This is a genomic window from Brevibacillus choshinensis, from assembly GCF_001420695.1.
Lineage (GTDB): Bacteria > Bacillota > Bacilli > Brevibacillales > Brevibacillaceae > Brevibacillus > Brevibacillus choshinensis.
This window is the reverse complement of the sequence record NZ_LJJB01000007.1, coordinates 1,149,918-1,161,514: the sequence shown is the minus strand read 5'-3', so window position 1 is coordinate 1,161,514 and position 11,597 is coordinate 1,149,918. Positions and strand designations below refer to the sequence as shown.

The window sequence follows — 11,597 nt, the reverse complement described above, 5'->3', positions numbered from 1 at the left end:
CTCCCCGGGATATCCAGGGAGGCTGAACCTATTTGATTTTTATCGCTGTAATTGTGCTCGCTTTGGCAGCAGGTCGTGACTGACAACGTCTGCAATGCTCTCACGCTTTACAACCAATTCCGCTTCTCCGTCCTTTACAAAAACAACAGCAGGTCGAGCGATGCGGTTGTAGTTGTTTGACATCGAATAGCCATAAGCACCTGTGCTTGGCACAGCCAAAATGTCTCCTGAGACTGTAGCTGGAAGCTTCACATCCCAGATCAGCATATCGCCCGATTCGCAGCATTTGCCGGCAATCGAAACCAATTCTGTAGCAGGCTCGTTCATCTTGTTGGCAACCGCTGCTTCATATTCCGCTTGATACAAGGCTGGTCTCAGGTTATCGGTCATGCCGCCATCTACCGCGATGTATTTGCGCACATTTGGAATTTCCTTGTTCGATCCAATTCGATACAAGGTAGTACCTGCATCTCCGACGATACTACGGCCTGGCTCGATCCAAAGCTCCGGCAGTGGAATCTCACGAGCATTCAACTCTTCTCGCACCGCGTCCGTGATCGCTTTAATATAAGTTTCAGCTGGTTGCGGTGTATCTCCCTCTACATAGCGGATACCAAAACCGCCTCCAACGTTTAATACTTCGGGTAAGAAGCCAAATGCGTCTTTTGCTTCCCCTAGCAATTCGGTCAGTCTTCTCACTGCGACTAGGAAGCCCTCGGTTTCGAAAATTTGCGAACCGATGTGGCTGTGTACACCTAATAAATGAAGATGATTGCTTTCAAAGGAAAATCTCATCGCTTCCAATGCTTGCCCATGTTTCACATCAAATCCAAATTTTGAGTCTACCTGACCCGTAGAAATGTACTCATGTGTGTGAGCCTCTACACCTGGAGTGACTCGGAGCAGGACAGACACCTTTTCCCCGCGCTCTGCAGCCAGTTGATCAAGCAAGTGCAGCTCATAAAAATTATCCACGACAAAACAGCCAATCTTGGCGTCGAGAGCCATTACGATTTCATCCAAGGATTTGTTGTTGCCATGGAAGTGAATCCGGTCTACTGGAAAACCCGCTTGCATGGCTGTGTACAGTTCTCCACCCGATACGACATCGAGAGAAAGGCCTTCCTCTTCGACCAGCTTGCACATCGCCATCGTACAGAAAGCCTTGCTCGCGTAGGCTACCTGAAAGGCAAAGCCGGATGTACGGAACGCCTCAACAAAATCACGGCACTTACTGCGAATCTGTGCTTCATCGTATACGTAGAGTGGTGTCCCGTATTGTGTTGCCAGTTGCGTCGTGTCACAGCCACCGATCTCCAGATTACCTAGCTCGTTTACTCGACTTGTCCCGTGTAAAAACATGTTTCTTTCCTCCCCAATCGTCTGCACCGGATCATTTTATACGTTATTTTCCTATAGAGAAAGGCAACCGACCAAAAGTCAGTTGCCGAACATAACAAGCTCCGTAAGGCTTCCCATCCAATTTACTACATGGACGTTCATTTGACAATGGGTGTTGACCGACGTTTTCAGAATATTATTGCCTTGAACTATTTTGCGATCGGACAATACTCGGCCGATTATTTTTACTCGGAGCCGCGATCCTGACCATGATATCCTTGAATGCTTTATAGTTGAACGGAATGAACGGCCACAAATAGGGTGTATCGAGAGATCGGGTCGTGGCAAGTCCAACCAAAACCACGGTGAAGCCGATCATCAATCCCGGCGTCGAGAAGAAACCGACCATCAGGATCAAGAAGATGCGAACCAACCGATTCGCAAGACTCAATTCATAGCTGGGAGTCGCATACATCCCGACGGCAGCTATAGCGAGATAGAGGATGACCTCTGGCGCAAACAAGCCTACCTTGATCGCTATGTCACCGACCAAAGTGGCTGCGAGTAAGCCCATGGCTATGGACAATGGAGCAGGTGTATGAATTGCCGCCATCCGCATCAAGTCGAGACCGACCTCCGCCATTAAAAACTGGGCGAGAAGGGGAATGCTTCCCTTGTCTTTAATCCCTAGAAAATGGAGCGGTTCCGGAATCATAGACGGATGCATAACCAAGAGCAGCCAGATCGGTAGGACAAAAATGGAAGCAAAGATGCCAAAAAAGCGAACCCAGCGAAGATAAGCTCCGACGACTGGCGTTTGCCGATACTCCTCCGCGTGCTGGACATGGTGAAAATAGGTTGATGGCGTAATCATCACGCTGGGGGAATTGTCAACGTAAATGAGTACATGCCCCTCCAGCAAATGCACGGCGGCTACATCTGGCCGTTCTGTGTAACGCACCAGGGGAAACGGATTGAACGTCTTCCCGATTATAAACTCTTCTACCGTCTTTTCAGCCATCGGTATCCCGTCGATTTGGATGTTTTGCAGACGTTCCTTCAGTGTGTCTACGAGCTTTTCATTGGCCACATCTTGCAAATAAGCAACGGCTACATCCGTCTTTGTACGTTCGCCGATCCGCATGATCTCAAAACGTAGCCGCTCGTCACGAATTCGCCTGCGGGTCAACACGGTATTTATGACCAATACTTCTGTAAAACCATCATGCGCTCCCCGCACGATCCGTTCGGTATCTGGCTCCTGTGGCGAGCGTACCGGCAGCACTTTGGCATCCATGATGATCGCATCGGAAGAATGGTCGATGATCAACCCAATCTGTCCGACTAGCAGTTTGTCCATGAACTCATCGGTCTTGCTAACTTTTTCCAGCTGGAAATAAGGGATGTATTTGTAGAACAGGTGATCAATGATGTTGTTTTGAACATCCCGGCCACGCAAGTCGTTCAATTCTCGCATAATTTGCGAGACGAGATGGCTGTCCGCGAAACCATTTATGTAATACAGAACCACTTTGGTGCTCCCTATGAAAAATTCGTGGGCGCCAATATCAAAACTGGTACCAACTCCGAGTCGATCGTTTAGGTACTCCTTGTTTTCATCGACTCGGTCTGAGAGGGGACGTCGTTTTTCCGTTACCTGCGTCATGTTCTCCACTCCTTTCCAATATCCATTGCACGGCTATTCTGGTGATCGGACACCCGTTTTGCAGACTGTCTTTTCCTTCCATCTTCCCGATGTCACCGATGCCAATTACGTTCTGTACCTGAAGCGCGTTCAGGATATCCACGGTATCTCCGTAAATACGATGTTTCAGTTCCTCGTCCGCATAGCCATCCTTGTCCACTGCTTCTTCTACGATCTGTCCGTGGTTATCGACAGAATAAGCGACAATCGCGCCTTGGACGAAACGGGTATTGGAAGCAACTGCAATGGCACCGATCACCTCAATATCCGGATGCTTGACTACATACTCTAAGGCTTGCTCTCCTCTCCCCCTTCCAAAGTCACCATTATCATCAAACATAACGATTACCGGATCATGTGGAGCCATTTTGATCAGCTCAACCATTTGACTACCACGAAGCGGCGTCGGATTCCCGGCAGACAGCGAAATGCACCGGCCTCCCAACTCTCGGGCGACAGTCTCGACTACTTTTTGAGCAATATGGTCTCCGTCTGTCACCAGGATTACCTTTCTTTGCTGTCGATCCATCTTCGTTCACCGCCTTTGACTGCGTGCCAACTACCCTTTCGGTTTGAAAACAAGCGATGCTAAAAAACCGAATGCAATAGCTGCCGAGATCCCTGCGCTAGTGACTTCAAATATCCCCGTAGCGACACCGATCAATCCATGCTGCTCAGCCTCGCCAATGGCCCCATGGTACAGAGAATGGCCAAAGCTCGTGATCGGAACAGTCGCACCTGCTCCCGCGAAGTCAATGAATTTGTCATACACGCCGACAAAGTCGAGCACGACTCCAGCCACAACCAAGGTACTCATAACGTGCGCCGGAGTGAGCTTGCCTACGTCCATTAGAAGCTGGCCCACGACACAAACAAGACCACCGATAACAAACGCAATTACGTATTCCATCATTGTCCTCCCTCTAGCGCGACCGCATGTGCGATGCACGGAATGGAATTTCCTTGCTGATAGCTCACCGGGCTTAACAATGCTCCCGTCGCACAAACGAGCACTTTTTTCAGCAAACCTTTCTGTAATTGGTCCATGATGTAGCTATAGGTAACAACTGCGCTGCTCGCACAACCGCTCGCCCCTGCAAAAACGTCCTGATCGGGGGTAAAAATCATCAGCCCGCAGTCGTTATACACTTGATCCATCTGATACCCATCTCGTAACATGAGCTCTTTGACGATTGGATAACCGACAGACGCCAAGTCCCCAGTTACTATCAAGTCGTACGTCTGTGGGGAACGGCCCGTGTCTTTGAAATGTGCCTGTAGGGTAGAAACAGCTGCTGGCGCCATCGCTGAGCCCATATCAAACGGGTCCGTGATGCCCATATCGACTACTTTCCCAACTGTGGCATAGGTGATGCGCGGTCCAGTGCCCCCGATCCCCACCAGGCCCGCTCCTGAGCCTGTCACCGTCCATTGTGCCGTCGGAGGCTTTTGTCCCCCGTATTCGGTTGGGTAGCGATATTGTCGTTCTGCTGTAGCGTTATGACTACTGCAGGCTGCGATTGCCCTGTTGGCATACCCAGCGTTGACCAGTGCCGCAGCTGTGGAGAGTGTGAGCATCGAAGTAGAGCAGGCCCCGTACATTCCCAGCAAAGGAATGGCCAGCTTCTCAGCAGTAAAGTTGGTTGTGATGTTTTGGTTAAGCAAATCCCCTGCAAGAATGACATCCACATCCTGCTCTGTAATGCCCGCCTTTTGCAAAACGGTCGTAACGGCATCCTCCATCAGCTGCCGCTCTGCATCCTCCCACGTCTTTTGGCCTGCGTACATATCGTCGTGAATCTTGTCAAACAACGCTGCCAAAGGCCCTTCTCCTTCTTTGGGACCGACCGATACGGCGGAGGCTTGCAAGCGGACGTCTTGCGAGAAATGCCAAGTTTGCCGATTGATCCGGGACACTTGCTTTTTGCTTTCCACGAAAGTTCCCTCCCTCAGAAGATCATTTTGAACAACGTCTTGATAATGCCGGCGATAAACGCAGCCACTACCCCAAACACGATGACCGAACCCGCCAGCTTGAACATGTTGCCGCCTACCCCAAGGACTAAGCCCTCACTACGATGCTCGATGGCCGCTGCTGCAATGGAGTTGGCAAAACCAGTAACCGGCACGGCTGACCCTGCACCTGCATATTGGCCGATATTGTCGTAGACACCGAACCCCGTCAGTAATACAGAGATAAAAATCAGAGTCGCGACCGTTGGATTGCTCGCTGTCTTTTCCGTAAACCCAAAAAAGTGAATGTACATGTTCTGCAAGACCTGCCCAAACAAACAAATGGTCCCGCCTACCCAGAAAGCGCGGATCGAGTTGAGCAGGACATTTCGCTTCGGTTGGTATTTGGAAGCTTCCTGCTTATACATCTGTTTGGTCATTTGCATGGATCCAATGGGTTTTGATTTTGCTTTGGTCGCCATTTTTCCACTCCTTTTTATCACAGATTCAATGCCCATGATGCAATCCGTATCTATATCCTTCCTTTTTCAAAAGTTGCCTATGAATAGAGGTATTTACCAGTTCACAGGTTCAGGAACCATTGCACGATCGATCCCGTCACTTTGCCGAATACCACAGCCATGAGCAAATAGAGCAGCTTCCCATCCATGTGCAGACGCTTAGCCAGAATGGGGAACACATTGAGCACTTCTGTTAATCCTGCTGCCAATGTCCCCACAAAAATGCCTGCCATCAGCCCGTATACAGACGTAATGAGTAGGGGAAGATGCGCTCCCCAATGAAAAAAGTCGATGAGCGTAAAAAAGAGAGCCCCCATTACTAAGGACCATTCGAAAGCACGAATATAGCGATGCGCGTTGGTCAGCTGAGTCAACCGCGGAATGATATCCAGCACGGTAATAAACGCTACCAGTCCGCTCCCTACTGCTAATCCGCCACCCAAACCAACGAGAACCAGCAGCAACGCGATCCAAATCGTCATGTCTTCGTCCGCTGGTTTTCCTTGTTTTCGTGCTGGATGTAATATTGATCAAGACTTTGCTGGTACATAAACAGTTCCACTTCGAGAGGACTAGGCTCTTCATTGATCTTCTTCTTGAAGATGTGATTAAAGAACAAAATCATCCCCATTCCGATGCCGATTGAGTAGGGGATTTGCAGCCACAACGGTTGTTTGCTCTCCTGACCCGTAATCAAATAAAAGATGCGCTGATGAACCTGCATCATGCTCACATCGGTATGAAAGTTCATGATAGCCAGTCCGGAGCCAACAAAGAGTAAAACCCAAACAAGCGCCACCAAAACGAGATTTGCTTTCTTTCGCGGATTGAGTACCTCTACAATGATTTGGGGAGAACCCTGGATATCCAGATCTGCTTCTGGATAGGCCGAACGCAGTCGCTGAATCACTTGCATGATATCAATAATGATAAGGTTACCGTCCTCAGGCTTTACTCGGTAGATCGGCATTCTACTGATCGCTTCTTCCCGTTCTCCGTTCCAGTAAATCTGACAGACATCCCCCATCGTGATGAGAGCTTCTGGCTTTACCGCCAGTCTTTTGCGCAGGCGCAAAAACATCGGATCGTTCAAATGATCCCCTCCTTTTGGAAACCTCTCATGTATTCGCTAGTATGTGCCCCTCCTCAAATGCCATACCCTACAAAGGCCACTCCAGTGCTTACACAAAAAATAAGCACACCCATGCACACGTGCTCTTCCCATTATTTAACGGTGTCATATGATGTATCATCGAGGCTGACAGTCGAGGGGATGAATGCGTTGTTGTTAATAGATAAGTTGATTACCCTAATTAAAACGCGACATTCTGCACTTTCAAAAGAATCAATCAGCATAAATGAATCGGGATGGTCCAACCTTGTAGTCGTCGTAGGAGGACGAATTGTCTTCCGCTTTCCCCGCACAGACAGCGCAAAAAAAACCTTACAAATAGAGCAGCGAATTTTACCAACTTTAGGTCCATCGCTCCCCTTACCAATTCCTCAATTTCTTTACGCGTCGAGTCCAACAGACGAAATTACGTATGTTGGTTACCCTCTCATCAAAGGGGACCCGCTCTCGCCCAGAGCGCTGCATTCATTATCAAGTAAGCAAAAGGAGCTAGTTGCCAAACAACTGGGGGAATTTTTGACTGCTCTCCACACCTTTCCAATAGAAAATGAATTTCCATCCACTATAGAGGCTTCCTGGACGATAAAAACGTGGCAGAGAAATTATGAAACCATTAAAAGAAAATGTTATCCCTATATGGATCCTCAACTAATTGCCTGGACGGATCGTGTATTTACCCGATTTTTGTCCGACTCCGCATCCTTTCACTTTTCACCTTGTCTTTTGCACAATGATTTTAAACCAGCACATATCCTTTACAATTCCAGGCAAAGAGCCATCTCCGGAGTCATTGATTTTGGCTCCATGTGGGTGGGAGACCCAGCTTATGATTTTGTTGGTCTGCACAAAGCATATGGCCAGGAATTTGCTGCCCAGGTTATTCGCCACTACGGTGCACCCATTGATAAAGCTTTCTTCAGACGCATTACGGACTTTTACTTAAAAGTCATGAGCTTTTGGAAGCTCCTTCATGGGATCGAAACGAATAATCAACGATTGATTCAGAGTGCCTTAGAAAAACTAAGGATGATTTCAAAGCTGGATCGTGCCTAAATTACGATAGCCCATCTATTAAAGGCGTTTCCAGACCGTCAGTTACTGCATATGGTATTGGGAAAAATGCACTCCATCATCTGAGGTGAAAACATGCGTGTTTTGTTTTTGGAAAGCCACCCCATGTGGATCCACGGTTTGCCTAACGGATTTCGTGATGCTGGGCACCAAGTCAAGGTCTCAGGTCCATTAACCGAAGAAAACATTCCGAAGATGATTGCTGATTTCCAGCCCCATTTGATCGTCATGATGGGCTGGGGACCAGAGCACACTTTTCAACGACAAAATTGGATCCAAAAATACGTTCATGCCACGGACATTCCGCTTGTTTACTGGGCTACGGAAGACCCGACCTTTGCGGTGACCTTCTCTTTGCCATTGATTCGAATGGTCATGCCTCATTTTGTTTTTACGATTTCTCCTTCCTGGGTGAAGCATTACAATAGCTTGGGTATAAAAGCGGCACACATGGACTTCGGCCATCATAGCAGTGTCCATCATCCGGTGGAGAGTCAGGCTCGATACCGAAGTACCATTTCAGTAGTTGCGAATGCCTATCCCCATGTTTTCGAAAAATATCCCGATCATTATCGGCTTACCTCTCTCCATACACTGATTCGTCCACTGCTTCAGGCGCAGATACGAATCAATTTTTTTGGTCGTGACTGGGATAAAATGAAGCCGTATCTGGGAGTGGACATCCCCCGGGAGTGGCAGTACGGGTATTTGCCTTATACAGATGCAAATAAAGTCTACAGTTCTTCTGACATCATCATTGGCTTGCAGAATTACAAGAATCAGGTTACCCAAAGAACCTACGAAATACTGGGATCAGGCGGATTTCTCTTCACCCTAGATACGCCTGAGATCAGGCGATTGTTCACACCCGGTAAAGACCTCGTAGCTTCATCCTCACCCGAAGAAACTTTGCGTTTAATCCGCCACTACTTGGATCATCCAGAAGAGTGCAAACCTATACGTGAGCAAGGCAGGCTCGCTGTCAGTAATGCTACCTATCGCCATCGAGCCGAGCATATGATTACCGTCTTACAGGAGGATGGGATATTGACGATGGAAGACAGAATTGAACTCAACGGAGATAACAATGATGAAAAAGAGAAACCTGCAATGCACCATGTAAAAAAGGGAGATACGCTTTGGGAAATCGCCAAGCAATATGGAGTCACAGTCGAGAAGATTAAAAGCTGGAATAAACTTACTTCTGACATGATCTATGTGGATGACTCCTTGGCGGTCAGTGATGTACCAGAGGAAGTTCAAGATCATACAGACGGTCCAAAGGAAAGTACTCATCTTGTTAAACAAGAAGACACTCTTTGGAATATTTCTAAAAAGTACGGCGTTTCAGTCGAACAACTAAAAATCTGGAATAATCTAGCTTCTGATACGATCTATGAAAACCAACTACTTAAGATTGAGGATGATGAAACGGAGAGAACGTAATGGAACGTAGTACCCCAATCTCACGAAGGCCAAAAGCAGTAGCCCTTACCTTTGATGATGGTCCGGATCAAATATGGACACCGCGTATTCTCGATGTGTTAGCTGACTATCGGATTCACGCAACCTTCATGTGTGTTGGCAAAGCAGTGCAGAGAAATCCTCAGATGCTAAGGCGCATCAAGGATGAAGGGCATATCATCGGCAATCATACCTGGGATCATCCGAATTTGACGCAATTGCCCTTGTCTGACGTGCAGACTCAGGTTTTGCGTACAACGGAAGAAATCGATCGTGTAGCAGGTGTGAAAACGAGGTTATTTCGCCCACCATACGGAGATTTGAATGATGACATCGTCAGAAAAGTAACTTCACTTGATCATGAAATCCTTCTGTGGGATATCGATAGTTGGGACTGGAAAGGGCTTACTGGCCCTCAGGTAGCCAAAAACATACTTGGCCATGTGAGGGACGGATCCATCGTATTGCAGCATTGCGCAGGTCCTACCGAAACGGTAAAAGGGACACTTGAAGCATTACCTTATATTATCGAAGTGCTCAGCGAAAGTGGCTTCACATTTTCCACCATTCCCCAATTGCTCCATCTGTCCGCGTACAGGTAGTTCCGTAGCAGGCCTTTCGACTGGTACATCCTTGTTCCTAGTGAAACCATCCAACCTATTCGGGAATGGGAAATATTTGCACACGTAAAGACAGAGAAATGCAACGGCCGCTCCCCCGTGGATTTCAGGGAAACGGCCGTTGCTTCTTTTCGTCCTTTTTGTTTACTTGACAGGGTTATGACCATTTTGTAACGTTGTTTTCCTGTAAAGTATCGTCGTTGTTCCGTTGCTAGTGTTCAATTTGGTCTTTGATCGTCAGCAGAATGCGCTTCTCGAGACGCGATACCTGAACTTGCGAGATCCCTAGTCGCTCGGCTACCTCGGATTGTGTCTGATCTTTGTAATAGCGCAGATAGACAATGAGTTGCTCGCGTTCGGTCAATCGGCTGATCGCGTCCTTCAAGGCAATTTTCTCAAACCACTTGTTCACACCTTCATCCGCGATCTGGTCAATCAGTGTGATGGGATCACCGTCATTTTCAAAGACGGTTTCATGGATGGAAGAAGGTGCCCTGCTTGCTTCTTGCGCAAAGACAACCTCCTCAGGTGTGATTCCCACCGCTTCCGCCACCTCTGCGATCGTGGGTGCACGGCCGAATTGCTTGTACAGTTCATCCTTTGCGCGTCGTACCTTATTCGCTGTTTCTTTTAACGATCGACTGACCTTTACCGTACCATCATCGCGTAAAAACCGTTGGATCTCCCCGATGATCATAGGCACAGCATAAGTCGAGAATCTCACGTCATACGAAAGATCAAACTTGTCCACGGCCTTTAATAAGCCAATGCAACCGATTTGAAACAAATCATCCGCCTCATACCCGCGGTTGATAAAGCGCTGGACGACGGACCAGACCAGCCGGATGTTGCTATTCACGAGAAGCTCGCGTGCATCCACATCACCAGCTTGGCTCTTGGCAATCAAATCTTTCACTTGGTCATTGGTCAGAAATGGTTGACTCGCATTTTTGATATCGGCACCCATTTGGCACTACCCCTAATTTTGCAATGCTTTGGCAAACGACAGGCGTTTGGTTAGGCGAACCGTCGTACCTTTGCCGACGACAGTTGCCACTTCCAAAGAATCCATGAAATTCTCCATAATGGTGAAGCCCATTCCGGAACGTTCAAGTTCTGGTTTTGTCGTATATAGCGGCTGCATCGCCTGTTCCACATCGTCGATCCCTTTTCCGTTGTCTTCAACGACAACGTCAACCGTTCCATCTTCTATTTGCACGGAGATATGTACCACACCCTCTGGATTCTCGTCATACCCGTGTATAATCGCATTGGTCACCGCTTCGGAGATCACGGTCTTGATCTCTTCCAATTCATCCATCGTAATATCCATTTGGGAGATAAACGATGCGACGGCTACACGGGCGAATGCTTCATTTTGACTCAAAGCAGCGAACGATACGGACATAAAGTTACGTTGTGTCATGGTTTACGCCACCCCCAGAACAAGCAGTGCATCTGCTTCGTTTTCACGAAACTTAATCACTTTGAACAAGCCTGACATCTCAAAAATCCTGTAGATCGTCGGATTAATCGAGGTCACGTACATATCTCCTGATCGTGCGGATATCTGCTTGTACCTGCCCAAAATGACTCCGATACCTGAACTGTCCATAAACGTCAAATCAGCCAAACTCAATACAATATGGCGAATATCGGGGGCCCGTAAAATCTCATCTACCTTACCTCGCAGCTCTTCTGCTGTATGATGATCCAGCTCTCCCTGCAAACGGATGACCAATACATCCTGTTTGGTCTCCATCGCGATGCGCAAACTCATGGCTGACACA

14 protein-coding genes are annotated in these 11,597 nt (G+C 48.0%); 3 read left to right on the top strand and 11 right to left on the bottom strand.

All coding sequences use genetic code 11. The annotated features are described in order from the left end of the window. Nucleotides 1–39: 39 nt before the first annotated feature. The 8 genes from lysA to AN963_RS05550 form a co-directional block, all read right to left on the bottom strand. Nucleotides 40–1,362, bottom strand: a complete 1,323-nt coding sequence (lysA, locus tag AN963_RS05585) for a diaminopimelate decarboxylase (protein WP_055743537.1) — start codon at nucleotides 1,360–1,362, stop codon at nucleotides 40–42. 175 nt (nucleotides 1,363–1,537) lie between these two features. Next, nucleotides 1,538–3,007, bottom strand: a complete 1,470-nt coding sequence (locus AN963_RS05580) for a spore germination protein (RefSeq protein ID WP_055743536.1) — start codon at nucleotides 3,005–3,007, stop codon at nucleotides 1,538–1,540. Then, nucleotides 2,958–3,575 (bottom strand): stage V sporulation protein AE, encoded by a 618-nt coding sequence (locus AN963_RS05575; protein ID WP_055743535.1) that lies wholly within the window; start codon nucleotides 3,573–3,575, stop codon nucleotides 2,958–2,960. The genes AN963_RS05580 and AN963_RS05575 overlap by 50 nt, the downstream gene beginning before the upstream one ends. Nucleotides 3,576–3,605: 30 nt before the next feature. Further along, nucleotides 3,606–3,956: a stage V sporulation protein AE gene (gene spoVAE / locus AN963_RS05570; RefSeq protein ID WP_055743534.1), complete on the bottom strand. Its 351-nt coding sequence runs from the start codon at nucleotides 3,954–3,956 to the stop codon at nucleotides 3,606–3,608. Beyond that, on the bottom strand, nucleotides 3,956–4,981 hold the full coding sequence (gene spoVAD, locus AN963_RS05565; RefSeq protein ID WP_055743533.1) for a stage V sporulation protein AD: 1,026 nt from the start codon (nucleotides 4,979–4,981) through the stop codon (nucleotides 3,956–3,958). Before spoVAD ends, spoVAE begins: the two co-directional genes overlap by 1 nt. 14 nt (nucleotides 4,982–4,995) lie before the next feature. Then, entirely contained in the window at nucleotides 4,996–5,481 is a 486-nt protein-coding gene (spoVAC, locus tag AN963_RS05560) for a stage V sporulation protein AC (RefSeq protein ID WP_055743532.1), read from the bottom strand. Nucleotides 5,482–5,582: 101 nt separating this feature from the next. Beyond that, the gene (locus AN963_RS05555) at nucleotides 5,583–6,002 is read right to left on the bottom strand and encodes a stage V sporulation protein AB (protein ID WP_055743531.1); all 420 of its coding nucleotides are present in this window, start codon (nucleotides 6,000–6,002) and stop codon (nucleotides 5,583–5,585) included. Beyond that, the gene (locus AN963_RS05550; protein WP_055743530.1) at nucleotides 5,999–6,613 is read right to left on the bottom strand and encodes a stage V sporulation protein AA; all 615 of its coding nucleotides are present in this window, start codon (nucleotides 6,611–6,613) and stop codon (nucleotides 5,999–6,001) included. Before AN963_RS05550 ends, AN963_RS05555 begins: the two co-directional genes overlap by 4 nt. Before the next feature lie 189 nt (nucleotides 6,614–6,802). Here AN963_RS05550 and AN963_RS05545 point away from each other — a divergent pair, with 189 nt between their 5' ends. The 3 genes from AN963_RS05545 to AN963_RS05535 all read left to right on the top strand — a co-directional run bounded on the left by AN963_RS05545 (nucleotide 6,803) and on the right by AN963_RS05535 (nucleotide 9,789). Continuing rightward, entirely contained in the window at nucleotides 6,803–7,705 is a 903-nt protein-coding gene (locus tag AN963_RS05545) for a phosphotransferase family protein (RefSeq protein WP_055743529.1), read from the top strand. 93 nt (nucleotides 7,706–7,798) lie between these two features. Then, on the top strand, nucleotides 7,799–9,169 hold the full coding sequence (locus AN963_RS05540; protein WP_083496792.1) for a LysM peptidoglycan-binding domain-containing protein: 1,371 nt from the start codon (nucleotides 7,799–7,801) through the stop codon (nucleotides 9,167–9,169). After that, nucleotides 9,169–9,789, top strand: coding sequence for a polysaccharide deacetylase family protein (locus AN963_RS05535; protein WP_152985605.1), 621 nt, complete (start codon nucleotides 9,169–9,171; stop codon nucleotides 9,787–9,789). The genes AN963_RS05540 and AN963_RS05535 overlap by 1 nt, the downstream gene beginning before the upstream one ends. 229 nt (nucleotides 9,790–10,018) lie before the next feature. Here AN963_RS05535 and sigF read toward each other — a convergent pair whose 3' ends face one another. The 3 genes from sigF to spoIIAA are packed head-to-tail and all read right to left on the bottom strand — an operon-like array spanning nucleotide 10,019 to nucleotide 11,587. Then, nucleotides 10,019–10,774 (bottom strand): RNA polymerase sporulation sigma factor SigF, encoded by a 756-nt coding sequence (gene sigF / locus AN963_RS05530; RefSeq protein WP_055743528.1) that lies wholly within the window; start codon nucleotides 10,772–10,774, stop codon nucleotides 10,019–10,021. A gap of 12 nt (nucleotides 10,775–10,786) precedes the next feature. Beyond that, entirely contained in the window at nucleotides 10,787–11,233 is a 447-nt protein-coding gene (spoIIAB, locus tag AN963_RS05525) for an anti-sigma F factor (RefSeq protein WP_055743527.1), read from the bottom strand. A 3-nt stretch (nucleotides 11,234–11,236) separates the two neighbouring features. Beyond that, nucleotides 11,237–11,587 carry an anti-sigma F factor antagonist gene (gene spoIIAA / locus AN963_RS05520; protein ID WP_055743526.1) on the bottom strand — a complete coding sequence of 117 codons (351 nt, stop codon included), beginning with the start codon at nucleotides 11,585–11,587 and terminating at the stop codon, nucleotides 11,237–11,239. Nucleotides 11,588–11,597: the final 10 nt, after the last annotated feature.